The following is a 25,958-nucleotide window of genomic DNA, read 5'->3' as shown; positions in this document are numbered from 1 at the left end:
GGTAGGCAATGGAGGATCGGGAATGTTCGGCACAATCAACAGCTGGCCCCTCGCGAAGAAGATGCCGGTGGCGTTTGCCTTGCCCGGCCCCCCGGTCCTCGGCCCGGGCTTCGGCGGCCACGTGTCGTCCTGACGCTCCCGCTCCCCATCGAATTTCAGTCGAGACGGGCTCTCGCCGGGAGCCTGTTTCCTCGCAGGAGAAGCATGAGATGCTTACGAAGTTGAAGATTCCTACGAAGATTCTGGCGCTCGTTGCCCTCATCGCCACTGTGGGGATGGGCGTCGCCCTGTTCGGATCGAACGCGCTCCTGCGCATCGACACGAGCTATTCGGAAGTGATCGAGAAGCAAATGCCCGCGGCGACCGAGCTGGCACGCGCCAATCGCCGCACATCGGACATCGCCTATGCCGGCTATCGCGCATTTGCCTATGACGGTTCCTCCAGGGCCGCACAGGAAGCCGGCAAGGCGGAGCAGGACAATTTCCAGGAGGCCAACAAGCTGCTGGACAATGCCGAGGCGCTCCAGCCCTCGCTGAAGCCGCAGCTCGACCAGTTCCGCGGCCAGATCGCCAGGGTGCATGCGCTCGCGTCGCAGGCAATCGCACTCGGCCAGCGCGACGACGATGCCGGCGCCAAGGCGAAGCTCGCCGAGATGGATCCGCTGATCATCGACCTGTCGGCCCAGATGGCGAAGTTCAACGACGACCAGCTCGCCAGCGGCAAGAACCGCTCGACCGAACTTACCGAGAACAGCTATTCCACCGTCTACACGATGCTGATCGTCAGCCTGGTCTCGATCCTGATCGCGATGGGCTTCAGCTTCTTCGTCTCGCGCGCGGGGATCACCCAGCCGCTCGCGCGCCTGCAGGACACGATGCGCGCGCTGGCCGGCGGCAACAACCGCGTCGACGTGCCGGGTACCGAGCGCGGCGACGAGCTGGGCGCGATGGCGAAGACCGTACTGGTCTTCCGCGACGCCGCCCAGGCCCAGGAAACCGCTGCTGCCGCCAAGGCCGTCGCGGATGCCGAGCAGAAGATGGTGGTCGACACGCTCGGCGCGAATCTCGGCGAAGTCGCCAAGGGCGACCTGACCGCGGAGATCGCCCGCGAGTTCCCGGCCGACTATGCCGAGCTGAAGATCAATTTCAACGAAGCCGTAACCAGCCTGCGCACCTTGATCGGTTCGGTGATGGAATCGGCCACGACGATCCATACCGGTTCGAGCGAGATCGCCCAGGCCTCGGAAGACCTGGCCCGCCGCACCGAAGCCAATGCCGCCAGTCTGGAAGAGACCACTGCCGCGGTCACGCAGATGGACGAGCGGCTGAAGATCATGGCCGCCTCGGCCGGCCGCACGGTGGAACGCGCCGACGGCGCGATCTCGACCGTGTCGGGCGGCCGCGCGATCGCCGACGAGGCGGTGCAGGCGATGACGCGGGTGAGCGAGAGCGCCAAGGGCATCGACAGCGTGATCGAAGGGCTCGACAAGATCGCCTTCCAGACGCGCGTGCTGGCGATGAACGCTGCCGTGGAGGCCGGGCGTGCCGGCGAGGCGGGGCGCGGCTTCGCGGTCGTCGCCGATCTCGTCTCGGCGCTGGCGATGCGGGCGGAGGAAGAGGCTGGCCGTGCCCGCGACCAGCTGACCGCTACCCAGACCGACATCGTCGCCGCGGTGGAGATGGTCGAGAAGGTCGACGGCGCGCTGGCCGATATCTCCAGCGATGTCGGCGAGGTCCACACGCTGCTCGCCGAGATGGCAACGGACAATGCCGCCCAGTCGACGGCGATCACCCAGATCAGCACGGCCATCGGATCGATGGACCAGGCCACCCAGCAGAATGCCGCGATGGTCGAGGAAACCTCCGCCGCCGCACGCAACCTGAATATCGAGGTGAGCGCACTCTCGGAGCAGGCCGGCCGCTTCACCGTGGGCAACGCCGCCGCCGTGCGCCCGGCCATGCGCTCCGCTTCGACCCCGATGCCTGCCCGCCCGGCCAAGCCCGCCGCGAAAAGGGCCGCGACCTATGTTTCCCCGGTGAAGGCGCTGTCGCTCACCGAACCCACGCCGAACAGCGGCGGGAACCACGACTGGACGTCGTTCTGATGCCGCTGCTCCCCATCGAATTTTAGTCGAGACGGGCTCTCGTCGAGAGCCCGTTTCTTTTCAGGAGAAGCACCAAATGCTCGCAAAGTTGAAGATTCCAACCAAGATTCTGGCGCTCGTCGCCCTCGTCGCCATCGTGGGGATGGGCGTCGCCCTGTTCGGATCGAACGCGCTCAAGCGCATCGACCGGAATTATTCGGACCTGGTCGTGAACCACATGCCCGTGGCGACCGAGCTGGCACGCGCCAATCGCCGCGCATCGGACATCGCCTATGCCGGATATCGTGCGCTTTCCTATGACGGTTCCTCGAAGATCGCGCAGGAAGCCGGCAAGGTGGAAGAGAATAATTTCCTCACGGCCAACAAGCTGCTGGACAATGCCGAGGCGCTCCAGCCCTCGCTGAAGCCGCAGCTCGACCGGTTCCGCGGCCAGATCGCCAGGGTGCACGCGCTCGCGTCGCAGGCGATCGTGCTCGGCCAGCGCAACGACAATGAGAGCGCCAAGGCGAAGCTCGCCGAGATGGATCCGCTGATCATCGACCTGTCGGCCCAGATGGCGAAGTTCAACGACGATCTGGTCGCCAGCGGCAAGGCGCGATCGAGCGAGCTCGGCACGAGCAGCGACCACACTATCTACACGATGCTGATCGTCAGCCTGGTCTCGATCCTGATCGCGATGGGCTTCAGCTTCTTCGTCTCGCGCGCGGGGATCACCCAGCCGCTCGCCCGCCTGCAGGACACGATGCGCGCGCTGGCCGGCGGCAACAACCGCGTCGACGTGCCAGGTACCGAGCGCGGCGACGAGCTGGGCGCGATGGCAAAGACCGTGCTGGTATTCCGCGACGCCGCCCAGGCCCAGGAAACCGCTGCTGCCGCCAAGGCCGTCGCGGATGCCGAGCAGAAGATGGTGGTCGACACGCTCGGCGCGAATCTCGGCGAAGTCGCCAGGGGCGACCTGACCGCGGAGATCGCCCGCGAGTTCCCGGCCGACTATTCCGAACTGAAGACCAATTTCAACGCGGCGCTGACGAGCCTGCGGACGCTGATCGGCTCGGTGATGGAATCGACGTCGACGATCCATACCGGTTCGAGCGAGATCGCCCAGGCCTCGGAAGACCTGGCCCGCCGCACCGAAGCCAATGCCGCCAGTCTGGAGGAGACCTCCGCCGCAGTCGCGCAGATGGACGAGCGGCTGAAGACCATGGCCACTTCCGCCGGCCGCACGGTGGAACGCGCCGATGGTGCGATCTCGACGGTATCGGGCGGCCGCGCGATCGCCGACGAGGCGGTGCAGGCGATGACGCGGGTTAGCGAGAGCGCCAAGGGCATCGACAGCGTGATCGAGGGGCTCGACAAGATCGCCTTCCAGACGCGCGTGCTGGCGATGAACGCTGCCGTGGAGGCCGGGCGTGCCGGCGAGGCGGGGCGCGGCTTCGCGGTCGTCGCCGATCTCGTCTCGGCGCTGGCGATGCGGGCGGAAGAGGAAGCCGGCCGTGCCCGCGACCAGCTGACCGCTACCCAGACCGACATCGTCGCCGCGGTGGAGATGGTCGAGAAGGTCGACGGCGCGCTGGCCGATATCTCCAGCGATGTCGGCGAGGTCCACACGCTGCTCGCCGAGATGGCGACGGACAATGCCGCCCAGTCGACCGCCATCACCCAGATCAGCACGGCCATCGGATCAATGGACCAGGCGACCCAGCAGAATGCCGCGATGGTCGAGGAAACCTCCGCCGCCGCGCGCAACCTGAATATCGAAGTCGGCTCGCTTTCGGAGCAGGCCGGCCGCTTCACCGTGGGCAACGCCGCCGTCGTGCGCCCGGCCATGCGCCCGGCCCCGACGCCCGCCACCCGCGCGCCGAAACCGGCCTCGAAGAAGGCCTATGTCTCGCCGGTAAAGGCCCTGGCCACCGCCGGCGCGATCGAAGCCAATGGGGACTGGGCTTCGTTCTGAGGCCCGGCTCCGGATGCGCGAAGGGGGCGCCCCGGCTTCGGCCGGGGCGCCCTTTCCTTACGGCGCCCGCATCCCGAGGGCGCCGGCGCCGCTCATTCGAGCATGCGCTTCCCGATCGCCGCTACAAAGGCATCGAGATCGGTAGTTCCGGCATTGCTCAGCAGGATGACCGTCAGATCGCTGTCCAGGAACCGGTAGAGCTGGCTCTGCGTACCCATGATATGGCCCGGGCGCTTCGCGACGCGATGCGTCGTCCCGCCGGCCCTGGTGTCGTACACCCAGAGGCCGAGGCCGTAGCGGTCGAGCCCGGGTGCAGTCATCTGGTCGAGCATCGGCCGGCCGATCAGCCGGCCGTCGAACAGCGCATTGGAAAAGCGCAGCAGGTCACCCACGCTCGAATAGAGCGCCCCGGCGGCGTACCAGTTCTCGGGATAGACCGGCATGTCATGCTGCAGCGTCCGGCGATCGGCGCCGAGCGAATAGGCATTGGCCAGATTGGGAACGACGTCCTGGTGTCGCATCATGCCGCTGTGGCGCATCTGCAGCGGAAGCAGGATGCGCTCGCGCAGCACGGCATCGAACGGCTTCCCATAGGCCTGCTCGATGATCTTCCCGAGGATGATGTAGTCGGCGTTGTTATAGTCGAAGACCTTGCCCGGCGCGTTGACGAGCGGATCGCTGCAGAACAGCCGGAGCAGATCGTCGCTGCTGTAGGGCGTCTGATAGAGTGGCAGCCGGTCGTGCCGGACGGCGTCTTCGATCTGGGCCCGGATGGCCTGCCGTTCGTCCTCGATATTGGGGATGGCGTCGATGTTCCGCAGCCCGGATGTGTGGTTGAGAAGCTGGCGAACCGTCACCCTGGTTGCCGCTTCGCCACGATAATCGGGAAGATAGGTGCCGACCGTCCGGTCGAGGTCCAGCCGCCGCTGCTCCGCGAGCTGGAGAATGAGCGTCGAAGTGAAGAGCTTGGTGATCGAGGCGACCCAATAGACCGTGTGGCTCGCGTTCGGGACATTATGCTCGCGGTCGGCCAGGCCGAAGCTGCGCTCGAAGATCACCCGGCCACCCTTCTGCACCAGGATCGTGCCGCTGAAGCCGTGTTCCACGGCATAGCCGGCAATGAAATCCCCAGGCGATTGCCCGGCCGGAATCGACGAAGCCCGTTGCGCGGTGGCGGACGGAACGAGTGCAGCGGCCAGGCCGATCGCCATCACCAGCGAGGGAAGGAACAGGCGCACACGACCTCCTGCAATGTTTCCGGCGGCCCCTGCGCGATCATGGCAATATCTTTCGTCGCCACCAAGCGCATGGTTCGGCACTTGCGCCACGACATTGCGCGAACATTGCGCCCAGGTCCCTTCCCCCGCCTATGCCGGCAGCATGAAACGCAGCATCGCGGCGCTCGCCACGCCGATCAGGACAGTGGGCAGGAGCGGCAGCCTGGTGGCGGCGCACAGCGTCACGACGAGCGCGATCAGGTCCGCGGCCCGCCCGGCGGCGAAGGCCGGCGCGATCACCGATATGAGGACGCAACCGGGTGCGGCATCCATCACCGCCGTCATGCGCGGCGACAATATGCGGTCGCCGAGCAGCAGATAGCCGCCGATCCGGGTAGCATAGGTCACGATTGCCATCAGCAGGATGGCTCCCAGGGTGGCGGGATCGGGCATCATGGCCGTGCCCATGCGCAAGCGGCCAGGACGCCCGCAACCGCACCCGCCGGCACATACCAGGCACCGGGCACGAGCAGGTGAACGGCAACGGCGACGGCAAGGCTCGCCGCCCAGGGCATCGCGGCGCGCGCGCCCTTCCACATTCCCCGCAGCAGGACGAGGAACACGGCCGGGAATGCCATGTCGAAGCCATAGCGGGTGATGTCGCCCAGCACCGGACCGAGCAGCGCGCCCAACGCGGTAAAGACCACCCAGGTGGCGTAAAGCCCGATCGAGACGCCGAAATAATAGGCAAGGCTGAACGGTTGCGACCGGCCCGCCTCTGCCCCCAGCCTGGCATCCGCGAGCCCCATCGCCCAGCTTTCATCGCACATGAAGAACAGCGCGGGCAGCGCCTGCCGGCGGGACAGGTGGCGCAGATAGGGCGCGAACGCCGCCCCCATCAGCAGGTGACGGCAATTGACCAGCATCGTCACGCCGCCGATCAGGAGGAGGTGCGGCGGCGAAGTCCATAGCCCGATCGCGGCGAACTCGGATCCGCCGCCGAAGTTCAATCCCGTGAGGATCGGCACCTCGAGGGCGCTGAGGCCCTTCGCCGATGCCTGCGCGCCCAGCACGAGCGCGAACGGCACGAATCCGATCATCACGGGCAACGATGCCCGCAAGCCCCGCGCCAGTTCGGCGCGGCTTCCTGGTACTGGTGCCGGCACTGACCTGCCCTGCGTCATTCCCGTCATGGTCCCTCTTCGGATTGCGGAACTGTTTGCAGGCAGTTCTATATGCCGCATCGAAGCGCATTAGGTTGCGAACTTTCGCAGTGCTCGGCCATATATCAGCATATATGATTACATATCCCCGCATATATGGCATATTCCGCCAATGAAGCTCGATCGTATCGACCGCCGCATCCTGATGGCCTTGCAACGTAACGGGCGCCTGACGAACGTGGAGCTGGCGCAGGAAGTCGGGCTGTCGCCATCGCCCTGTCTGCGGCGGGTACGGCTGCTGGAGGAATCCGGCATCATCGAACGCTATGTCGCGTTGCTCGACGCGGAGCGGATCGGCTTTGGCATGTCCCTGTTCGTCCGGGTCTGGCTCAAGAGCCAGGACGAGGATACGGTCCAGCACTTCATCGCCGGCATCCGGCCGCTCGGCGAAGTCGTCGAATGCCACCTGATGGCCGGCGACTGCGATTTTCTGCTCCGCGTGGTCGCCGCGGACCTGACGGCCTTTCGGCGATTTCAGGCCGAAAAGCTGGCGCGCATCCCCTGCGTGCTAAGCCTGAAGACCGACATTCCGATGCAGAAGGTGAAGCTGACTTCCGAACTGCCGCTGTCGATGGACTAGCCTCGCGGATCGGAGCAGGCCCAGCCATGTCGCGCGCGACGGAAAGGGGCGCCGCGGCTCTCGCCGGACGCCCTTTTCCGTCGATGCCGGGGAAGGATCAGGCGGCGGCGCGTTGCGGGCCGCGCAGCCCGTCCATGATCATGCGGTTCACTTCGATCAATTCGCGGATCCGCTCGCGGCCGGCGACCACGTCGCTGGTGAAACGGTCCACCCACAGGGCCAGGGAGATGATCTGCGCCCGCAGCTCATGCGGCAGGCCATTGCCCGCGATACCGCAATCGGTGGAAAAGGCATCCCACATCTGGCGGTTGCGATGCAGCGGCGGCATCAGCAGCGCGCCCTTCAGCCCGCGCTCTTCCGCATCCATCATCTCGCCGGTGATCTCGCCCAACAGCCTGAGCTCTGCCGAGCGCGGCGTTTCAGCCCGGGTACGGGCAGCCTGATAGGCACTAAGGGTCATGCTCGCTCCATTTGCTTGACCCTTCATTCTAGGACGATCGCGACCGTTCCGGGTGCGGACATCCTATAAGATTAGTGCGCCCTGTCGAATTGCGGGCGCGCATCCGGGGAAAATCATTGGCCAACGCAATCCTTCCGCACGCGCTGCCGTCGGCACTGGACGCATATCCGGGGGTGACCCTGCTCTCGCTGGACTGTTTCGACACGCTGTTGTGGCGCGACGTGCACGCCCCGCGCGACCTGTTCGGCGCGCTCGGCGAAGCCAACCTCCTCCAGCGCGGCTGGGCCGAGCAGACCGCGCGGGAGACCGCCGCGGTCCGCCACCGTCGCAACGAAGTCCATATCGACGAAATCTATGCCGAGCTGATGCCCAATGCGAGCGCCGCCGAGCGCGCCGCCGCGGTGCAGGACGAGCTCGAGGCCGAGGCGCGCCACTGTTTCGCCTTCCGGCCCACGGTGGAGCTGATGCGCGCAGCCAGGGCCAAAGGCATCGAGACGATCATCGTATCCGACACCTATCTCGACGAGCAGCAGTTGCGCGGCCTGATCGCCGCCGCGGCGGGCGCGGAAGTCGCCGGACTGATCGGCCGCATCTTCTGCTCGTCGCACTACGGCAAGGCCAAGAGCGAAGGCCTGTACGAGCCGGTGCTCAAGGCACTCGGGATCGCGCCCGACAGGATCCTGCACATCGGCGACAACAGGAAAGCCGATGTCGACGGCGTCGCGCCGTTCGGCGTGAACACGCTGCACCTGAAGCAGTTCACCGACGGCAGCGAGCAGCGCATCCGCCTGGAGAGCGCGATCAGCAACCTCTTCCACGCGACCGAGACCGGCGTGGCGATCACCCACCAGCCGCACCGCGCGACGATCGCCGCGATCGAACCGCAGCTGGGCGACGCCGCCGAAGTGCTCGGCTTCACTACGCTGGGGCCCGTGCTGAACGGGTTCGACCGCTGGCTGGACGACGAGGCTGCCGCGCTGCGGGCGAAACATGGCGGCACCGTGCATGCCGTGTTCCTGATGCGCGACGGCTATCTGCCCCAGCGCGTCCACCAGGCGCGTGGCGGCAACGGCCATGCGGTGGAGATCAGCCGCTTCACCGCAACCGCCGCCTCGCTGGCCACCGCCAAAGCAGTCGAGCGCTATCTCGAACGCGAGATCTTCCGCGACCTGAACCCGGTGGCCAGGCAGCTGCTGCTGCCCGCGCCCGAAGCGGCCAAGCTGGTCAAGGACCATGGCCGTCCCGCTGCCTTTCTGAAGGCGATCCAGGAGCCGCAGCGCATGCGCCGCATCACCAAGGCGTCGCGCGCCTTTGCCGACCGGCTGATCGCGCATGTCCGCAAGGCCGTGAACCCGGCCAAGGGCGACACGCTGATGCTGGTCGACCTCGGCTATAACGGCTCGGTCCAGAACGATGTCGAGCCGCTGCTCGTCCGCGAGTTGGGCGTGAAGGTCGCCGGCCGCTACCTGCTGCTGCGCGAACAGTCGCGCAGCGGCTTCGACAAGAAGGGCTTTATCGGCCACGACGATTATGACTGCGCCGCGCTCGAGGCGCTGTGCGCCAACGTCGCCGTGCTCGAGCAGCTCTGCACCGCCGCCCAGGGATCGGTGATCGACTATGAGAAGGACGGCACCGCCATCCGCCGCGGCAGCTCGATCAAGTCGCGCCAGTCGGATGTGCGCGACCGGGTGCAGGAGGGCTGCCTGCGCTTCGCGCGCGACGAAGGCAGCGTGGCGATCCGCGCCGGACGGCCCGCGCACGAGGCGATCCTGTGGCGGCGCGGCGCGGCGAGCGCGCTCGGCCGGCTGATGTACGTGCCGCTCGAAGCGGAACTCGCGGTGCTCGGCGCATTCGAGCACGACATCAACCTGGGAGGCGACAACACCGTCTCGCTGTTCGATCCCGCCATCGCCAGGCGCGGCCTGCGCCAGCGCGGCCTGTTCTACATGAAGGGCGCCGAGCGCATGTATCTGCCGGCGGAACTGCACGGCGAAGGGCTGGCGCTCAAGCTCAGCCTGCTGGCGCAGCGCCGCTTCGCGATGCCGCTCAAATACCGGGACTTCGTCGACACCTCGATCGCGCTGCCGCTGATCGTCGCCGACGGCAACCACGTCTCGACCGGCACGGTGACCGCCACCCCGACGCATGACGGCTATTATCTCGCTCCCATCCCGATCGGCGACAGCCGCTTCTCGGTGGGCGTGCAGTTCGGCCAGCTCTTCGACTATGTGCAGGTGGAGAGCGTGAGCTTCATGCCTGTCGATCGCTTCCTGAGCGACAGGCAGCATCCGGACGGCAACCAGGAAATGGACGCGCTGCCTTCGCTGGAAGGCATGGAGCAGGTCGCGCCCCATCTCTTCCGCTGCGAGAACGAATTCGCCTTCATGATGGTCCCGCCGCCACCGCGCCAGGGAGATCGCCAGATGATGCTGGCCGTAGCCTTCCGCCCCATCGCCGCGCGCCAGCCGGCCGCGCCCGCGCCTTCCACCGCCATGCTCCAGGGAGCCATCGCATGAGCCTGTTGATCCACTCCATGTCCGAATTCTCGGACATCATCCTCCACGGCCTCCAGATCGCGGGCGCCCGCAACATCGCCGAGGTGGGCGCCGAGTTCGGCGGCATGTCGCAGCAACTCGCCGCCTATGCGCGCGTGGCCGGCGGTAGCCTGACCAGCATCGATCCGGCGCCCAAGGCCGAGTTCCTCGCCTGGGCCCGGCAGACGCCCGAGGTGCGCCACATCGCCGAGCCGAGCCATGACGCGATGCCGAGGCTGTCGGACATCGATGCCTGGGTGATCGATGGCGACCATAATTACTACACGGTGATCAACGAGCTGCGCATCGTCGACCAGCTCGCCAGGCGCGACGGCAAGCCGCTGCTGGCGATCCTGCACGACGTCTCCTGGCCGTGCGCCCGCCGCGACTGCTATTATGCGCCCGACCGGATTCCCGAGGAACATCGCCACCCGTACAGCTTCGAAGGCGGCGTCTCGCTCGGCGAGGCGGCCTGCCTGCCCAATCGCGGCTTCCGCGGCGCGGGCAGCTTCGCCTGGGCACTGCACGAAGGCGGTCCGCGGAACGGCGTGCTGACCGCGGTGGAGGATTTCCGTGCCGAGGCGCAGACCGACGCACGTCCGCTCGCCTGGGCGCATGTGCCCGCGGTGTTCGGCCTGGGCGTGCTGTTCGACAGCTCGGCACCCTGGGCTCCCGCCCTCGCCGAGATGATCGTGCCCTGGCACAACAACAAGCTGCTCGCCGCGCTCGAGCAGAACCGGCTGCGCAACTATCTGGCCGTCATCGACTGGCAGGATCGCACCGCCGAGGCGGCCTGAGCAATTTGCCGGCACGGCAACACCGGCCGGCAAATCCTTCCTATAATTCTGGAAACAACAGGGACATCGGGCGAACCGCCATGCTCAACGGCATCGGATTCATCATCATCCTCGTCTGCGTGTTCGGCAGCTTCATCCTGTCGGGCGGCAAGTTCGAGATCATCGCGCATGCGCTGCCGCACGAGATGATGGCGATCGCGGGCGCCGCGATCGGCGCCTTCATCGTCGCCAATTCCATGTCGACGGTGAAGAAGGCCGGCGCGGGCATCATGCGCTCGTTCAAGGGCGGCAAGTGGAAGGCGCAGGACTATAAGGACCTGCTCACCTTGATGTTCACCGTGCTCTCCACCTTCAAGAAGGGGGGCGCCACCGCGCTCGAGCCGCACCTGGACGCGCCGGAGGTGAGCAACCTCTTCACGCCCTATCCGCGCCTGCTCAAGGACCATCACCTGGTCGAGTTCATCTGCGATTACCTGCGCATGATGACGGTCAACTTCGAGGATCCGCATCAGATCGAGGCCGCGATGGACGCGGACATCGAGAAGCACCACCACGAAGAGGCCGGCCCGCAGCATGCGCTGCAGATCATGGCCGACGGCCTGCCCGCGCTGGGCATCGTCGCCGCGGTGCTGGGCGTGATCAAGACCATGGGCTCGATCGACCAGCCGACCGAGATCCTGGGCGCGATGATCGGCGGCGCGCTGGTCGGCACCTTTCTGGGCGTGCTGCTGAGCTACTGCGTGGTCGGCCCCCTCGCCGCCAAGCTGCTCGAGACGCTCGAGGCCGACGCCAAGCCCTATTCGATCGTGAAGACGGCGATCGTCGCTTACGCCCAGAACCAGCCGGTCCAGGTGGCGATCGAGATCGCCCGCCGCATGACCCCCTCGGCCTATGCGCCGAGCTTCCAGCAACTCGAAACCGCACTTGACGAGGCCAAGAATGGACCAGTCCCAGTCGCTGCCGCTGCCTGACGCCGAGGAGCGCGCGCTGCGCCTCCCCGTCCATGGCACCACCGTCACGGCCGAAGACCTGCGCGTGCGCCTGGTGCTCGCCGCGGACCTGGACGACGCGATCGAGATCGACGCGTCCGAGGTCGAGAGCGTCGGCCAGGCCGTGCTCCAGCTGCTCGTCGCCGCGCGCGCCGAAGCGGCCGCGGGCGGCCAGGAGTTCCGCATCGCCAATCCCAGCCCCGCATTCGTCGATCGCGTGCAGCGCTGCCACCTGGCCGCGACGATCGGCCTCGAGACCGGAGACGCCCAGTGAGCAAGTTGATCCTTACCGTCGACGATTCGGCGAGCATGCGCATGCTGCTCAAGACGTCGCTGACCGCGCAGGGCTTCCGCATCGAGAGCGCCAATGACGGCGAGCACGGCCTGGAGCGCATGCACGAAGTGAAGCCCGACCTGCTGATCACCGACATCAACATGCCCAAGATGGACGGGTTCGAGCTGATCGAGGCGGTGCGCGCGGTCTCCGATTTCCGCGGCACGCCGATCCTGGTGCTGTCGACCGAATTCTCCGACGAGAAGAAGGCCCGCGCCCGCTCGGCCGGCGCCACCGGCTGGATCACCAAGCCGTTCGAGGCGACCAAGCTGGGGGCGGCGATCCGCCGCGTGTGCCCGTGAGCGACGAATTCGACGATATCCAGGCGATCTTCTTCGAAGAGTGCGCCGAGGGGCTGACCACCGCCGAACAGGGCCTGTCGGCCATGCAGGCGGGCGACGTGTCGGCCGAGACGATCGCCGGCGTGTTCCGCGCGGTCCATTCGATCAAGGGCGGTGCCGGCGCGTTCGGCCATGCCGACCTCACCGCGTTCGCGCACAAGTTCGAGAACGTCCTCGACGAGGTGCGCGGCGGCAAGATCCCGCCGAGCCCCGGCGTGGTCAAGGTGATGCTGAGCGCCTTCGACGTCCTGAGCGACCATGTGGAATCGGCCAAGGGCCTGGCGCCCCGCCCGGCCGACCAGGCGGCGCTGGCCGCGCTCGAGCAGGTTCTCGCCGACAAAGGCGCCGAGGACGGCGCCCCCGCCGCGAACCCGGCCCCGGCAGCCGCCGAGGTGCCGGCCGGGGAAGAGGACGAGTTCGGCTTCGTGCCGATGGCCGTCTCACTCGACGATTTCGACGCGCCCGCCGACGCTCCGGCCGCGGACGCCTCGTGGATCGTCACCTTCACGCCGTCGCGCGCCGCGCTGGCCAACGCCGGCGAGCCGTTGCTGATCATCCGCGAGCTGGAGAGCCTGGGCGGCGAGATCGTCGCGGTCGACACCTCGACGGTGCCGCCGCTGCGCGACCTCGACCCCGAGGACGCCTATTTCACCTGGACGCTGCGGCTTCCCGGCGAGCTGGCCGAAGGCGACATCACCGACTGCTTCGACTTCGTCGCGCCGGATGCGGTCGTCGATGTCCGCCGTGACGCGGCCCCTGCCCCGGCCGCCGCGCCGATGGCCGAGGCAGCGCCCGCCGCCGACGAATTCGGCTTCGTGCCGGTGTCCGCCGGCATCGAGGATTTCGCCGCGGAGATGCAGCGCGTCGTCGAGACGATCGCCGCCGCCTCCCCCCCGATCGGCAGCGTCGAGACGCCCGCCATCGCCCCCAAGGCGGGCAGCGAGGCGCAGCAGACGATCCGCGTCGACCTGGGCAAGCTCGATCTGTTGCTCAACCTGGTCGGCGAGCTGGTGATCCGCAACTCGATCCTGGCCGACCGGCTGTCGCCGGCCGATCGTCAGCGCGTGGAGCTGCCGGAGCTGGCGCGGCTGACGCGCCAGATCCAGGACAACGTCATGTCGCTGCGCGCCCAGCCGATCAAGCAGGCCTTCAGCCGCGTGCCGCGCATGCTGCGCGACCTTTCGGTGGAGACCGGCAAGCAGATCCTGCTCGAGACCGTGGGCGAGACCACCGAAGTCGACAAGGGCGTGATCGAGAAGATCGGCGATCCGCTGACCCATATGATCCGCAACGCTGCCGACCATGGCCTGGAAAGCGCCGAGGAGCGCATCGCCGCCGGCAAGAGCCCCGAGGGCACGATCAAGCTCTCGGCCGAGCAGCGCGGCGCCCGCATCTTCGTGCGGGTGCAGGACAATGGCCGCGGCATCAATCGCGAGAAGGTCCGCGCCAAGGCCGTGGAGAAGGGCATCATCGGCGCCGATGCACAGCTGTCGAACGAAGAGATCGACCAGCTGATCTGCGCGCCGGGCTTCTCGACCGCCGAGACGATCTCGAACATCTCCGGCCGCGGCGTCGGCATGGACGTGGTCCGCTCGAACGTCGAGGCGCTGGGCGGCCGCGTGGAGATCCACTCGGTCCCGGGCGAAGGCACCACCTTCACGATGATCCTGCCGCTCACCCTGGCGATCCTGGACGGCATGATCGTCCGCCTCGCCGGCCAGCGCTTCGTGCTGCCGCTCGCACATGTGCTCGAGACGGTGCAGCCCGAGCCCGGCCAGGTGAAGCGCACCTCGCCCGACAGCGAAGTGATCGACATGCGCGGCGAATATGTCCCGGTGAAACGCGCCACCGAGATCTTCGGCCTCAACGACGACCGCGCGATCGAGGACAGCCTGGTCGTGATCGTCGAGAACGAAGGCTCGGGCAAGGTCGGCCTGGTGGTCGACACGATCGACGACCGCCGCGAGGTGGTGATCAAGAGCCTCGACCAGAATCTCCACCCGATCCGCGGCCTGGGCGGCGCCACCATCCTCGGCGACGGCTCGATCGCGCTCATTCTGGACATCGAGGCGCTCGTAGCCTCGACCAACCGCTTCACCCCGAAAGGACTGGCAGCATGACCACCACCAACGACAACGCCGGCACCGACCGCAAGATCGTCACCTTCTCGCTCGCCCAGCAGACCTTCGGGATCGACATGCGGGCGCTGATCGAGATCCGCGAATGGGACGAGCCGACCCCGCTCCCCAACGTCCCGGGCTTCATCAAGGGCGTGACCAACCTGCGCGGCAACGTGGTGCCCGTCGTCGGCCTCGCCGAGCGGCTGGGCTGGGAGCCGAGCGCGATCCATGCGCGCTCGTGCATCCTCGTCGTCCACATCGCGGGCAAGCAGGCCGGTTTCCTGGTCGACGAAGTCAACGACATCGTCGCGATCGGCGAGACCGAGATCCAGCCGGCCCCCGAGGTCGAGACGATCGAGCCCAGCGTGATCGCCGGCCTGGTACGCATCGCGACCCGCCAGAAGGACGGCACCCGGGACGAGAAGGGCACCATGGTGCTGCTGCTCGACCTCGACGCGCTGAGCCTGACCAAGCATCTGGACATCGCAGCGTGACCGCCGCCGGGGGCGCCCTGGCGCCTGCCGGCGTCGCCACGGCCATGACGGGCAGCAATGCGGAGCTCACGCCCCGCGACTTCGCCGCCATCGCCGCGATCATGCACGAGGATGCGCGCATCGCATTGAGCGAGGCGAAGACCACGCTCGTCCAGTCGCGCCTGGGGCGCCGGCTGCGCGAGCATGGCCTGGCCAAGTTCTCCGACTATGTCGCGCTCGTGCAGGGCGATCCGGCGGAACGCCATGCGATGGTGGTGGCGCTGACCACCAACCACACGCATTTCTTCCGCGAGCCGCATCACTTCGATCATTTTCGCGAGGCCGTGCTGCCGGCACTCAAGCGCAAGCAGGGGCCGGTGCGGATCTGGTCGGCGGGCTGCTCGTCGGGCGAGGAAGTCTACACCATCGCCATGTGCCTGCTGGGAACGGACCGCGCCGCCGCCTCGTGGCTGCGCAATGCCGATGTCCGCCTGCTGGCGACCGACATCGCCCCCCATGTGGTGGAATCGGTGAAGCGCGGCTTCTATGCCGACAGCACTGCCGAGGCGGTGCCCGAGCCCTGGCGCAGCCTGTGGATGAAGCCCGTCCAGGGCGGCTTCCAGATGGCGGACGAGGCGCGCGCGCTGGTGACGGCCCGGGTGCTCAACCTGTTCGAGCCCTGGCCGCTCCGCGCCGCCTATGACGTGATCTTCTGCCGCAACGTGATGATCTATTTCGGCGACCCCGCGAAGGAGGAGCTGGAGGCGGGTTTCGTCGACCAGCTCGCCCCCGGCGGCCACCTGTACATCGGCCATTCCGAGCGGCTGATCGGCCCGGCGGCGCGCCAGATGCGCTCGTGCGGGCACACCATCTACCAGAAGCCGGAGGTGCATTGATGGCAGCGGTACGTACCCTCATCGTCGACGACAGCGCCTCGATGCGCGCGACGCTCAACCGCATGCTTTCCGCCGACCCCGCGATCGAGGTCGTCGGCATGGCGCCCGAGCCCTTCGCGGCGCGGGAGATGATCAAGTCGCTCAACCCCGACGTGCTGACGCTCGACGTCGAGATGCCGGGGATGGACGGCCTGTCCTTTCTCGAGCGGATCATGCGCCTGCGGCCGATGCCGGTGGTGATGTGCTCGACGCTGACGGCACGCGGGGCGGAAGTGACGATCGAGGCGCTCCGCCTGGGCGCGGTCGACTATGTCACCAAGCCCAGCGGCACGCCCGAGGACATCGAGCGCGACGCAGTGCTGCTCTGCGAGAAGGTGAAGGCCGCCGCCCGCTCGGTCGCCCGTGCCGGCCCGCAGCGCCTGCCCGCCCAGCCCGCTCTGGCCGCCGGCGCGGTCGGCGAGCGGATCATCGCGATCGGCTCGTCCACCGGCGGCGTCGAGGCGCTGTTCTCGCTGCTGCCGGCCCTGCCCGAAAATTGCCCGCCGGTGCTGGTCGTCCAGCACATGCCGGCCGCCTTCACGCACAATTTCGCGGAGCGGCTGAACGGCGAATGCCGGGTGCATGTGGTGGAAGCTACGGATGGCGCGCCGGTGCTGCCGGGAACCGTCTATATTGCTCCTGGGGGGCAGCGCCACATGGAGCTGCGCGGCGGCGTCCGCGGCCATATCAAGCTGCGCGACGGCGATCCGGTCTCCGGCCATCGCCCGTCGGTGGACATGCTGTTCAACTCGGTGGCGCCGCTCGGCAAAGCCGCGGTCGGCGTGATCCTCACCGGGATGGGAGCCGACGGCGCCCAGGGCATGCTGGCGATGCGCCAGGCCGGTGCCCGCACGCTGGGCCAGAGCAGGGAGACCTGCGTGGTCTGGGGAATGCCGCGCTCGGCAAAGGAGCTGGGCGCGGTGGAACAGGAAGTTGGTTTGTCTGGCATGCCTGAGGCGATCCTCAAGGCCTGCCGCGAGAAGATTGGGAGCGTCTGATGCCTGCTGCTGCAGCGATCAAGGTGATGGTCGTCGATGACCAGACCAGCATGCGCGCGATGATCCGTCGCGCGCTGCAGGATCTCGGGTTCAAGGACGTGCGGGACAAGCCGAGCGCCCAGGAGGCGCTGGCGGCGGTCAAGAGCGACCGCGTGCATCTGATCATCTCCGACTACAACATGCCGGAGATGGACGGCCTCCAGTTCCTGGAGGCGGTGCGCACCGATGCCGTGATCGGCAAGACGGTGTTCATCATGCTCACCGGCTCCTCGGACAAGGAGATCGTCCAGAAGGCCGCGGCGCTGGGCGTGAACAACTATGTCGTGAAACCCTTCGCGCCCGCTGCGCTGAAGGAGAAGATCGAGCGCGTCTTCGGCGAGCTCACCTGATGCGCCGGCTCGCCATCGTCCAGGGCGAGCATGCCGTGGTGGCCGAGCCCGGGGTGGTCGTCTCCACCCTGCTCGGCAGCTGCGTCGCCGCGTGCCTGTTCGATCCGGTCGCCCGGGTCGGCGGCATGAACCATTTCCTCCTGGGCGAGCCCGGCGCGGACCAGCGCGTCGGCGCCTCGGAAATGGCGCGCTACGGCGTGCACGCGATGGAGCTGCTGATCAACGGGATGATGCAGAAGGGCGCGGTGCGCGGCCGGCTGATGGCGCATCTCTATGGCGGTGCCAACATCGTCTCGGGGCTGGGCTCGATCGGCTCGTCGAATGCCGCCTTCGCGCGCCGCTTCATGGCGACCGAAGGCATTGCGGTGGGGCACACCGATCTGGGGGGCACCAGCGCCCGCAAGATCGAGTTCCTTCCCCATGAAGGCCGCAGCCGCTGCGTCAAGGTTGCGGACCGCGTGCCCGAGCGCCCGCCGGTCCCCGTTCACGCCCCGGTCTCCGGCGGCGATCTGGAGCTGTTCTGATGTCCTGCATGCCCGTTCCCTCGCAGCTCCCCGCCGCACGGGCGATCTCCGGATTCGATCCCTTCTCGGCGACGCTGCACAATGTGATCGCCGGCGAGATCCGCGAGATCCGCACCAAGCTGGAAGCGCTTGCCGAAGTGCTTGTCGGCGACGCGCATTTCGTCGGCTCCTACCTCGAGCAGCTCCAGGACTTCGACTATCTCGTCCAGCATGCCGACGAGTGCGTGAACCTGCTCGAGCGGATCGCACGGGGCGAGGATTCGCTCTCGGCGATCGGCCATATCCGCCTGGGCGCGGTGCAGCAGCGCATGCGCGACGCGCTCGGGGGCGCCTGACCATGCCCGCGCCCGGCGCCAATGATCGCCCGATCGTCATCAAGCGGGTCAAGAAAGTCGCGGCCGGCCATCATGGCGGCGCCTGGAAGGTCGCGTACGCTGATTTCGTGACCGCGATGATGGCCTTCTTCATGCTGCTTTGGCTGATCGCCAATCCGGACAAGCAGCGGCTGAAGGGCCTTGCCGCCTATTTCTCGCCGACCATCTCGGACACCTCGCCCTCGACGCCGGTGATGGGCACTTCCGAAGGTGCAGGCGGCCAGGCGCGCCGCTCGTCGAACGACAGCAGCCGCGCGAACGGCACCCCGACCACCGAGGCCGCCACCAACGGCGCCGCGCGCGGCGGCACCGCCGACGTGCCCGACACCTCGATGCGCGTGCTCGCCAGCGAACTGCAGATCGCGCTCGACGCCGTGCCGCAGGACCAGGCGCGCAAGAACGTGGCGATCGAGCCGGAGCGCGCGGGCATGCGGATCACGCTGATGGACACCGACAAGCAATCGATGTTCCGCCCCGGCACCGCCGAGCTCAATCCCTTCGCCCGCGCGCTGCTCGCCAAGACCGCGGCCAAGCTCGCCCAGGCGGGCGGACAGGTCGCCATCGAGGGCCATACCGACGCGACCGGCGGCGGCCAGAGCGATGCGAACTGGCAGCTTTCGGGCGCGCGCGCGCTCGCCGCGCGCCAGGCGATGATCGGCTCGGGCATGACGCCGGACCGCTTCGCCGAGGTCGTCGCCATGGGCGGCACGCGGCCGGTCTTCCCCGACCAGCCCGACCGCGCGGAGAACCGCCGCATCACCATCGTCCTGAAGGCCGAGGCACCCTCGCTGCCGACCGACAGCAGCTTCAAGTTCTGAGTATCGCCGCCATGAAGAAGATCCTGTTCCTGGCCATCGTGCTGCTCTCCGGGCTCGGCCTGGGGGGCGCCGCCGCGTTCGGCACGCTGGTGGTGCTGGGGCCCCGCCCCGCGCACGCCGCCACGGCCCCTGCCCAGCCGGAAGTCGAGACCGCGTTCGTCCAGGTGGACAAGCTGCTCGCACCGCTGGTCTCGCCCGAGGACGGGCGGCTCACCGGCTATGTCCAGTTCCAGTTCAACCTCGAAGTGCCGCGCGACAAGTCCGGCGACGTGGCCAAGCGGCTGCCGCTGCTGCTGCACGCGATCAACATGCGTACCTTCAGGACGCCGATGGCGGCCGGCAAGGACGGGCTGCTGCCCAGCCTCGAGCAGTTCCGCAAGATCGTGGAGGCCGCCGCTCCGGAAGCGTTCGGTGCCGGCGTGGTGCGCAAGGTGGCGATCACCCAGGCGACCCCTGCGTAAAATACGTATTTTGCGTCAAGTCGGGCCACCCCGGCCGGCGATCCCCCTATAAAAAACAGAGGTAACGCAATTTCGGCGAGGACATAGTGGAACCCAACTCCGCCATCGCAAGCGAGAACCGCGACGAGTGGATCGAGCGCGCGCCGCGGACCGTGGCCACGCTCCTCGTCGGGAAGCTGCGCCACGAGGGCAATCCCGGCCAGCTCTGCCGGGTGCGCAACCTCTCCGAACGCGGCATGCAGATCGACACGATCGCGTCGCTGCTGCCCGACATGCGGATCACCGTCGAGCTGCGCGGCGGCGCGCTGTTGCACGGCGCGATCGCCTGGACCGGGGGAGGCCGCGCCGGCGTACGCTTCGACACTCCCGCCGATGTGAACGCCATTCTCGGCAAGCCGCAGCCCGAGGCGGCCACGGTGCGCCCGCGCTCGCCGCGCTTCGCCGCCGACATTCCCGCGCGGATCAGCTCGCTCGGCCGCCCGATCGACGTGGTCGTTGCCGACCTGTCGCAAGGTGGCGCCTGCCTGCGCCTGCAACGGCCGCTGCGCGACGATACCGAGGTGATCCTGATGATCCCGGGCCTGCCCTCGCGCCGCTGCACCACGCGCTGGAGCAACGAGGAGTTCACCGGCGTCGCCTTTCACGACCCCATTTCCTATGCCGAGCTCTCGGCCTGGCTGGACAGCCCCGACGCCCGCGGCTGACCCTGCGAGACTTAACGCGACTGGGCGTCCGTGCCGCGGCACGGACGCCTCCTTTTTGCCTGCAACCCTGCTCCGGCGCTGCTTGCAAGTCGTGATGGGATAGCGGACAGGTCATCCCCCGGGATCCGAGGGGGATGAGGCGCATGATACGGGGACTTGGAATTGCCGCCGCGATCGTCGGCCTGTGCACCGCGGTGCCAGCCTGGGCGACCTTCTCGATCATCGCCTGCGACAGGCAGGGAAGCTGCGGCGCGGCGGTTGCGACCAACAATCTCGCCGTCGGCGCGACGGTCATCCATGCAAGGGCCCGGGTCGGCGCGATCGCCTCGCAGTTCGAAACCAATCCCTCGCATGGCCCCAAGGGACTCGCCCTTCTCGCGGCCGGCACCGATGCCGAAGCGACACTGCGCGAGCTGGTCCGCACCGATGACGGCTTCGAAGGCCAGGATGCGACATTCCGGCAGATCGGCGTCATCGGCGCCATCGGCATCGGGGCGGCATATACCGGCAAGGAAGCCACCGACTCCCCATGGGCCGGCGCGCTGACCGGGCCCGGCTTCAGCATTCAGGGTAATGGCCTGTCCGGCGCGAACGTCGTCGAGGCGATGCGCAGTGCCTATCTCAAGACCGAAGGCAGCCTTGCGGATCGGCTGATGGCGGCGCTCGAGGCTGGCGAGGCAGCCGGCGGCCAGACGACGGGCAGGCTCTCGGCAGCATTGCTCGTGCGGACCCCCGACGGGGGTTTTCAGGACATAGACCTGCGCGTCGACGCGGCGAAGCAACCCGTCGCCGAATTGCGCAGGCTACTGGGATACCACCAGGCCAATGATGCAATCGTACGCGCCGAACGCGCGGTTCGGACCGGGCAGGCGCTCCGGGCACGCGCCTATCTTGCGGAAGCCGTGCGCCTGGGTGCCGGCTGGGATCGCATCTGGCGCCGCGCGGCCCGCCTTGGAATGGCGATGGGCGATCCGGGAGTGGCGCTTCAGGCGCTGGCCGCGCTCGCCAGCGTGAACCCCGTCTGGGCGCGGATCGAAGCCGAAGACCGAATCTACGCCGACCTATGGAAGGATGCGGACGCCGCCAAATGGCGGCAGAAGCTCGTGCAGCGATAGGACGAAAGGGGCGAACGCCCCCCGGCATCCGCCCCTTCCCTGGTCGCTGGCAGCCCCGCTACTGGGCGAAGCTCTTGACCAGCGATCCGGCGACCAGCGCCCAGCCATCCACCAGCACGAAGAAGATGATCTTCATCGGCAGGGATATCGTGGGCGGCGGCAGCATCATCATGCCCATCGCCATCAGCACCGCCGACACCGCCAGGTCGATCACCAGGAACGGCAGCAGCAGCAGGAAGCCGATCTCGAAGGCACGGCGCAGCTCCGAGATCATGAAGGCCGGCGCCAGCGTGGTCAGCGGCGTCTCGGCGCGGTTCTGGATCTTCTTGCCCCCCAGGTCGGCGAACAGCTTGAGATCGCTGTCGCGCACCTGGCCGAGCATGAACTTGCGGAAGGGCTCGGCCGTCCGCTCGAAAGCCTGGCTCTCGGTGATCCTGCCCTTGGTGTAGGGATCGACGCCCTGGCTCCATGCCTTCTCGAAGGTGGGCGCCATCACGAAGAAGCTGAGGAACAGCGCCAGGCTGATGATCACCGGATTGGGCGGCACGCCCTGTGCGCCGATGCCGGTGCGCAGCAGCGAGAGCGCCACCACCATGCGGGTGAAGCTGGTCACGGTCATCAGCAGGCCGGGGGCCAGGCTGAGCACCGTCAGCATCAGCACCAGCTGGATCGCCTTGGCCGAAAGCGCGCCGTCCGGGCCGCCGATGTTGATCGTCGTGCCCTTGGCCTGGGCATAGGCCTCGGCCGGCAGGAGGATCAGGGCGGCAAGGGCCGCCGCGAGGAGCCTACGCATCGAGCGCGGCCCGCACCGCGGCACGGTTCCACCGCGTGGTGTTGCGCTGCTCGCGGACGCGCTTCGGTGCACGCGGCGAATGGGCATTGCGCGCGGCGGCGGTCGCGGCCCGGGCGGCCACGGCCCTGGGCAGCTCGGCCAGCCTGGGAAGATCGACCAGCCGGGCGAAATTGGCCCCGAGCGCGGCGATATCCTCGGCGAGATTGGCCACCGGCACGGGCTCCGCCGCGAGTTCGGGCGCAGGCGGCTCGGGCGCGACGATGCCGCTCTCGATGGTCGCCTGCCCTTCGGGGCCGAACATCACGAGATGCTCCATTCCGTCGCGGCGGATCAGCGCCACCGAGCGCTTGCCGTCGACCGACAGGCGCTCGACGATCTCGATCCGCTTGCGGCGCGTGTTGGTCACGCGGCCGGGCAGCTTCACGTCGTAGCGCTTCACGAACCACAGCGCGCCGGCGAGCATGCCGAGCACCATCCCGAGCGCACCCATGGTGCGCAGCGTCGACAGGATGTCCATCAGTTGCGCTGCTTCTTCACGAGTTCGGTGATTTCGAGCGACATCACTTCGCCGTCGACCAGGACCACCCCCTTCGCGACGAGCTCGTCGTTCACATAGACGAGCGAGGGATCGTCCTGGCTGCTTTCCAGCGGGATCATCGCGCCGCGGCTCATCTGCAGGACCTGGCGGATCGGCACATTGGCCGAGCCCAGCACGATCGACATATCGACCATAATTCCGTCGAGCACTGACATGCGTGTTCCTTTCAGGAGGACTTATAGGAACCTTTTTTCCGCGCTCGGCGCCCGGCCCGGCAATTTTTGCCTACAATGGAGGAAACGGCCCGTCGGGCCTGGCTGGAAGGACGATCATGGACCTCAAGACCTCGCTCGGCATCTCCGCCTCGGGCCTGCGCGCGCAATCGCTGCGCATGCGCGTGATCGCGGAAAACCTGGCGAACCAGGACTCGGTGGCGGATACGCCGGGCGGCAATCCCTATCGCCGCCGCGTCGCCAGCTTCCAGTCCGAGGTCGACCGCTCGACCGGCGGCCTGGGCGTCAAGGTCAAGGCGATCGAGAACGACAAGTCGGACTTCGTGAAAGTCTATCAGCCCGGCCACCCGGCCGCGGACAAGGACGGCTATGTCATGAAGCCCAACGTCAACGGCCTGATCGAGACGGCCGACATGAAGGCGGCGCAGCGCAGCTACGAAGCCAATCTCAATGCCATCGAGGCCGCCAAGAGCCTGACGATGCGCACCATCGACCTCCTCAAGTAAAGGATACACAGAATGTCCATCGGAGCACTTGATGCGATGTCGGCCTATGGCCGCGTCGCCGGCCTGGGCGGCAACAGCAAGACGGACCCGATCAAGACCGGCGGCAGCGCCGGCGGCTTCGGCGCGATGGTCGAGGACATGGTCACCGGCACCGCCGACCAGCTGCGCACGGCCGAAAAGGCGTCGGCCCAGCAGGTCGCCGGCAAGGGCGACCTGATCGACGTGGTCACCGCGATCGGCGCCGCCGAGACCGCGCTCGACACCATGGTGGCCGTGCGCGACCGCGTGGTGAACGCCTATTCCGACATCATGCGGATGCAGATCTAGGCGCGATGCTGCCGTCGCAGGTCCTCGCACTGGCGCAGAGCGCGCTGATGCTGGTGCTCACCATCGCGGGTCCGCTGCTGCTGACCTCGCTGATCGTGGGCACCGTCATCGGCCTGCTCCAGGCGCTGACGCAGATCCAGGAAACCACGCTCACCTTCGTCCCCAAGCTGCTCGCCATGGGGCTGGTGCTGCTGCTGATGCTGCCCACGATCGGGCAGGCGCTGAACGATTTCATGACGAGGATCGGCAGCCTGATCGTGACCGCCGGATGACGCTGCCCCCCGACCTGGCGCTGCAGGCATCGGCCTTCTTCATCGTCTTCGCCCGGGTGGGCGCGGTGCTGATGCTGTTGCCGGTGTTCGGCGACGACGCGATCCCCGGCCGCATCCGGCTGATGATCGCCTTCGCGCTGTCGGCCACCATGTACGGCCTGGTTGGCGCTCCTGCCCGCGTGGCGGTGGAAGCCGGGGCGGCACTGCCTGCCGTGCTCATCGCCGAGCTGATGACGGGCCTCGCCATGGGCATGATCGTCAAGATCCTGTTCCTCGCCGTTTCGATGGCCGGCTCGGTGATCTCGACCCAGGTGGGCCTCTCTTCCGCGGTCATCTTCGATCCCGCGCAGAGCAGCGCGGCGCCCCAGCTCTCCAAGTTCGTCGCCATGGCCGCCGCGCTGGTGTGCATGGGCATGCAGGTCCATCACCTCTGGCTGGGCGCGATCGTGCACAGCTATCAGAGCTTTCCGGTCGGCGGGCTGCCACCGGCGCATGATTTCGCCATGCTCGCGGTCGAGGCGGTCGGCCGCTCGATGACGCTCGGGCTGAGCCTGGCCGCGCCCCTGCTCATCTACGGCATCGTCTTCAACGTCGCGCTGGGCCTTGCCGCCCGGGTCGCCCCCGCGATCCAGGTCTTCTTCATCGCCCAGCCGCTCAACCTGCTGCTCGGCATCAGCCTCGCCGCCGCCACGCTCGGCACCATGCTCACCTTCTTCGCCCGCGCCATGGGCGATGCGATGCAGGGAGGCTGGTGATGTCGGGCGATACCGACCAGGACGACAAGACTCACGATCCGACGGACAAGAAGCTCGAGGACGCGCGCGCGAAGGGCGATGTGCCGATGGCGCCCGAGATGCGCCACGCCGCGATCTTCGTCGGCATGCTCGTGGTGATGGGCGGCCTGGGCACCTATACGCTGCAGCTGATGGGCACGCTCTTCGTGCGCCTGTGGGGCAGCGCCGACGATTTCCGGATGGAGCCGCAGGGCGCCGAGGGCTTCGTGACCGGCGTGATGCGCGCCAGCGCCTTCGCGCTGCTGCCGATCCTGGGCACGTTGTTCGGCATCGCGCTGCTCGGCGGCATCCTCCAGGGCCGGCCGATGCTCAGCTGGAGCCGGGTGAAGCCCAAATGGTCGAAGCTCAATCCCGCGAGCGGCGCCAAGCGCATGTTCGGCAAGCAGGCGATGATGGAGTTCGCCAAGACGCTGGCCAAGCTCTGCCTGGTCGGCGGCGTGGCGGCGTATCTGGCCTGGCCCCATGCCGCCACGATCGATGCGATGGTGGGCGCCGACCTGCAACAGGTGGGCAGCGCCACGCACGGCATCGTCTATTCGATGCTCCGCCCGATCGCGATGCTGGTGGGCGCGCTCGCCCTGTTCGACTTCGTCTGGCAGCGCCGCGCGTTCCTGCAGCGGATGCGCATGAGCCTCCAGGAGATCAAGGACGAGCACAAGCAGAGCGAGGGCGATCCGCACATCAAGGCGAAGGTCCGCCAGATCCAGATGCAGCGCTCGCGCGGCCGCATGATGCAGAACGTGCCCAAGGCCAGCGTGGTGATCACCAACCCGACGCACTATGCCGTGGCACTGCACTATGACCATGGCCAGATGGCGGCGCCGGTGGTGGTCGCCAAGGGCGTCGACGGGATCGCGCTCAAGATCCGCGAGATCGCGGGCGAGCACGGCATCCCGCTGGTCGAGAACCGCCCCCTTGCCCGTGCGCTCTATGCCAGCGCCGAGATCGATCGCCCGATCCCGGTGGAACATTATGCCGCGGTCGCCGAAGTGATCAGCTATGTGCTGAAGATCGCGAAGAAGAGGCGCTGAGCGCCCCTTCCCCGCGATA

At 67.7% G+C, this 25,958-nt stretch carries 31 protein-coding genes; 24 read left to right on the top strand and 7 right to left on the bottom strand.

Features of this window, described 5'->3' with window-relative positions; genetic code table 11:
• Positions 1 to 221: 221 nt before the first annotated feature.
• On the top strand, positions 222 to 2,105 hold the full coding sequence (locus CAP40_RS14050) for a methyl-accepting chemotaxis protein (protein ID WP_256924220.1): 1,884 nt from the start codon (positions 222 to 224) through the stop codon (positions 2,103 to 2,105).
• Positions 2,106 to 2,193: 88 nt separating this feature from the next.
• Positions 2,194 to 4,059: a methyl-accepting chemotaxis protein gene (locus tag CAP40_RS14045; RefSeq protein WP_256924219.1), complete on the top strand. Its 1,866-nt coding sequence runs from the start codon at positions 2,194 to 2,196 to the stop codon at positions 4,057 to 4,059.
• Between the two features lie 92 nt (positions 4,060 to 4,151).
• Here the strand turns inward: CAP40_RS14045 and CAP40_RS14040 are convergent, their stop codons facing one another.
• The 3 genes from CAP40_RS14040 to CAP40_RS14030 form a co-directional block, all read right to left on the bottom strand.
• On the bottom strand, positions 4,152 to 5,297 hold the full coding sequence (locus CAP40_RS14040) for a serine hydrolase (protein ID WP_086130173.1): 1,146 nt from the start codon (positions 5,295 to 5,297) through the stop codon (positions 4,152 to 4,154).
• A 129-nt stretch (positions 5,298 to 5,426) separates the two neighbouring features.
• On the bottom strand, positions 5,427 to 5,732 hold the full coding sequence (locus tag CAP40_RS14035) for an AzlD family protein (protein ID WP_218822154.1): 306 nt from the start codon (positions 5,730 to 5,732) through the stop codon (positions 5,427 to 5,429).
• Complete coding sequence (locus tag CAP40_RS14030; RefSeq protein WP_218822153.1) at positions 5,729 to 6,376, bottom strand: AzlC family ABC transporter permease; 648 nt, start codon at positions 6,374 to 6,376, stop codon at positions 5,729 to 5,731. Before CAP40_RS14030 ends, CAP40_RS14035 begins: the two co-directional genes overlap by 4 nt.
• A gap of 235 nt (positions 6,377 to 6,611) precedes the next feature.
• Here CAP40_RS14030 and CAP40_RS14025 point away from each other — a divergent pair, with 235 nt between their 5' ends.
• Entirely contained in the window at positions 6,612 to 7,079 is a 468-nt protein-coding gene (locus CAP40_RS14025; RefSeq protein ID WP_086130171.1) for an Lrp/AsnC family transcriptional regulator, read from the top strand.
• Positions 7,080 to 7,176: 97 nt separating this feature from the next.
• Here CAP40_RS14025 and flaF read toward each other — a convergent pair whose 3' ends face one another.
• Complete coding sequence (flaF, locus tag CAP40_RS14020; protein WP_086130170.1) at positions 7,177 to 7,539, bottom strand: flagellar biosynthesis regulator FlaF; 363 nt, start codon at positions 7,537 to 7,539, stop codon at positions 7,177 to 7,179.
• Between the two features lie 116 nt (positions 7,540 to 7,655).
• Here flaF and CAP40_RS14015 point away from each other — a divergent pair, with 116 nt between their 5' ends.
• From CAP40_RS14015 to CAP40_RS13940, 16 genes are all read left to right on the top strand, one after another.
• Positions 7,656 to 10,055, top strand: coding sequence for an HAD family hydrolase (locus CAP40_RS14015; RefSeq protein ID WP_086130169.1), 2,400 nt, complete (start codon positions 7,656 to 7,658; stop codon positions 10,053 to 10,055).
• Positions 10,052 to 10,870, top strand: coding sequence for a class I SAM-dependent methyltransferase (locus CAP40_RS14010; RefSeq protein ID WP_086130168.1), 819 nt, complete (start codon positions 10,052 to 10,054; stop codon positions 10,868 to 10,870). The genes CAP40_RS14015 and CAP40_RS14010 overlap by 4 nt, the downstream gene beginning before the upstream one ends.
• A gap of 80 nt (positions 10,871 to 10,950) precedes the next feature.
• Positions 10,951 to 11,841 carry a flagellar motor stator protein MotA gene (motA, locus tag CAP40_RS14005; RefSeq protein ID WP_086130167.1) on the top strand — a complete coding sequence of 297 codons (891 nt, stop codon included), beginning with the start codon at positions 10,951 to 10,953 and terminating at the stop codon, positions 11,839 to 11,841.
• Positions 11,810 to 12,133 (top strand): STAS domain-containing protein, encoded by a 324-nt coding sequence (locus CAP40_RS14000; protein ID WP_086130166.1) that lies wholly within the window; start codon positions 11,810 to 11,812, stop codon positions 12,131 to 12,133. The genes motA and CAP40_RS14000 overlap by 32 nt, the downstream gene beginning before the upstream one ends.
• Positions 12,130 to 12,495 carry a response regulator gene (locus tag CAP40_RS13995; protein WP_086130165.1) on the top strand — a complete coding sequence of 122 codons (366 nt, stop codon included), beginning with the start codon at positions 12,130 to 12,132 and terminating at the stop codon, positions 12,493 to 12,495. Before CAP40_RS14000 ends, CAP40_RS13995 begins: the two co-directional genes overlap by 4 nt.
• Positions 12,492 to 14,654 carry a chemotaxis protein CheA gene (locus tag CAP40_RS13990; RefSeq protein ID WP_086130429.1) on the top strand — a complete coding sequence of 721 codons (2,163 nt, stop codon included), beginning with the start codon at positions 12,492 to 12,494 and terminating at the stop codon, positions 14,652 to 14,654. The genes CAP40_RS13995 and CAP40_RS13990 overlap by 4 nt, the downstream gene beginning before the upstream one ends.
• Entirely contained in the window at positions 14,651 to 15,148 is a 498-nt protein-coding gene (locus CAP40_RS13985; protein ID WP_086130164.1) for a chemotaxis protein CheW, read from the top strand. Before CAP40_RS13990 ends, CAP40_RS13985 begins: the two co-directional genes overlap by 4 nt.
• Positions 15,145 to 16,023: a protein-glutamate O-methyltransferase CheR gene (locus tag CAP40_RS13980; protein WP_256924212.1), complete on the top strand. Its 879-nt coding sequence runs from the start codon at positions 15,145 to 15,147 to the stop codon at positions 16,021 to 16,023. The genes CAP40_RS13985 and CAP40_RS13980 overlap by 4 nt, the downstream gene beginning before the upstream one ends.
• Entirely contained in the window at positions 16,023 to 17,060 is a 1,038-nt protein-coding gene (locus CAP40_RS13975; protein WP_086130163.1) for a chemotaxis response regulator protein-glutamate methylesterase, read from the top strand. The genes CAP40_RS13980 and CAP40_RS13975 overlap by 1 nt, the downstream gene beginning before the upstream one ends.
• Positions 17,060 to 17,449, top strand: coding sequence for a response regulator (locus CAP40_RS13970; RefSeq protein WP_179188181.1), 390 nt, complete (start codon positions 17,060 to 17,062; stop codon positions 17,447 to 17,449). The genes CAP40_RS13975 and CAP40_RS13970 overlap by 1 nt, the downstream gene beginning before the upstream one ends.
• Positions 17,449 to 17,973: a chemotaxis protein CheD gene (locus CAP40_RS13965; RefSeq protein ID WP_086130162.1), complete on the top strand. Its 525-nt coding sequence runs from the start codon at positions 17,449 to 17,451 to the stop codon at positions 17,971 to 17,973. Before CAP40_RS13970 ends, CAP40_RS13965 begins: the two co-directional genes overlap by 1 nt.
• Positions 17,973 to 18,308, top strand: coding sequence for a hypothetical protein (locus CAP40_RS13960; protein ID WP_086130161.1), 336 nt, complete (start codon positions 17,973 to 17,975; stop codon positions 18,306 to 18,308). The genes CAP40_RS13965 and CAP40_RS13960 overlap by 1 nt, the downstream gene beginning before the upstream one ends.
• A 2-nt stretch (positions 18,309 to 18,310) precedes the next feature.
• Positions 18,311 to 19,165 (top strand): flagellar motor protein MotB, encoded by an 855-nt coding sequence (locus CAP40_RS13955; RefSeq protein WP_086130160.1) that lies wholly within the window; start codon positions 18,311 to 18,313, stop codon positions 19,163 to 19,165.
• Positions 19,166 to 19,176: 11 nt separating this feature from the next.
• Positions 19,177 to 19,626 (top strand): hypothetical protein, encoded by a 450-nt coding sequence (locus tag CAP40_RS13950; RefSeq protein WP_086130159.1) that lies wholly within the window; start codon positions 19,177 to 19,179, stop codon positions 19,624 to 19,626.
• An 86-nt stretch (positions 19,627 to 19,712) separates the two neighbouring features.
• On the top strand, positions 19,713 to 20,330 hold the full coding sequence (locus tag CAP40_RS13945; RefSeq protein WP_086130158.1) for a PilZ domain-containing protein: 618 nt from the start codon (positions 19,713 to 19,715) through the stop codon (positions 20,328 to 20,330).
• A gap of 143 nt (positions 20,331 to 20,473) precedes the next feature.
• Positions 20,474 to 21,445 carry a DUF1028 domain-containing protein gene (locus CAP40_RS13940; protein WP_086130157.1) on the top strand — a complete coding sequence of 324 codons (972 nt, stop codon included), beginning with the start codon at positions 20,474 to 20,476 and terminating at the stop codon, positions 21,443 to 21,445.
• A 58-nt stretch (positions 21,446 to 21,503) separates the two neighbouring features.
• Here CAP40_RS13940 and fliP read toward each other — a convergent pair whose 3' ends face one another.
• The 3 genes from fliP to CAP40_RS13925 are packed head-to-tail and all read right to left on the bottom strand — an operon-like array spanning position 21,504 to position 22,991.
• Positions 21,504 to 22,238, bottom strand: coding sequence for a flagellar type III secretion system pore protein FliP (fliP, locus tag CAP40_RS13935; RefSeq protein ID WP_086130156.1), 735 nt, complete (start codon positions 22,236 to 22,238; stop codon positions 21,504 to 21,506).
• Positions 22,231 to 22,755 carry a flagellar biosynthetic protein FliO gene (locus CAP40_RS13930; protein WP_086130155.1) on the bottom strand — a complete coding sequence of 175 codons (525 nt, stop codon included), beginning with the start codon at positions 22,753 to 22,755 and terminating at the stop codon, positions 22,231 to 22,233. The genes fliP and CAP40_RS13930 overlap by 8 nt, the downstream gene beginning before the upstream one ends.
• The gene (locus CAP40_RS13925) at positions 22,755 to 22,991 is read right to left on the bottom strand and encodes a FliM/FliN family flagellar motor switch protein (protein WP_086130154.1); all 237 of its coding nucleotides are present in this window, start codon (positions 22,989 to 22,991) and stop codon (positions 22,755 to 22,757) included. Before CAP40_RS13925 ends, CAP40_RS13930 begins: the two co-directional genes overlap by 1 nt.
• 116 nt (positions 22,992 to 23,107) lie before the next feature.
• Here CAP40_RS13925 and flgC point away from each other — a divergent pair, with 116 nt between their 5' ends.
• From flgC to flhB, 5 genes are read left to right on the top strand one after another with little or no spacing between them, the layout of a single operon-like run.
• A complete protein-coding gene (gene flgC / locus CAP40_RS13920; RefSeq protein WP_086130153.1) occupies positions 23,108 to 23,515 on the top strand; it encodes a flagellar basal body rod protein FlgC in 408 nt (135 codons plus the stop codon).
• A 12-nt stretch (positions 23,516 to 23,527) separates the two neighbouring features.
• Complete coding sequence (locus CAP40_RS13915) at positions 23,528 to 23,842, top strand: flagellar hook-basal body complex protein FliE (RefSeq protein WP_086130152.1); 315 nt, start codon at positions 23,528 to 23,530, stop codon at positions 23,840 to 23,842.
• Between the two features lie 5 nt (positions 23,843 to 23,847).
• Entirely contained in the window at positions 23,848 to 24,114 is a 267-nt protein-coding gene (locus CAP40_RS13910; RefSeq protein WP_086130151.1) for a flagellar biosynthetic protein FliQ, read from the top strand.
• Positions 24,111 to 24,869 (top strand): flagellar biosynthetic protein FliR, encoded by a 759-nt coding sequence (gene fliR, locus CAP40_RS13905; protein WP_086130150.1) that lies wholly within the window; start codon positions 24,111 to 24,113, stop codon positions 24,867 to 24,869. Before CAP40_RS13910 ends, fliR begins: the two co-directional genes overlap by 4 nt.
• The gene (gene flhB, locus CAP40_RS13900) at positions 24,869 to 25,939 is read left to right on the top strand and encodes a flagellar biosynthesis protein FlhB (RefSeq protein ID WP_086130149.1); all 1,071 of its coding nucleotides are present in this window, start codon (positions 24,869 to 24,871) and stop codon (positions 25,937 to 25,939) included. The genes fliR and flhB overlap by 1 nt, the downstream gene beginning before the upstream one ends.
• The last annotated feature ends 19 nt before the right edge of the window (positions 25,940 to 25,958 follow it).

Source organism: Sphingomonas sp. IBVSS2 (genome assembly GCF_002127225.1).
Classification (GTDB): domain Bacteria; phylum Pseudomonadota; class Alphaproteobacteria; order Sphingomonadales; family Sphingomonadaceae; genus Sphingomonas.
This window is presented reverse-complemented; position numbering and strand designations above follow the sequence as displayed.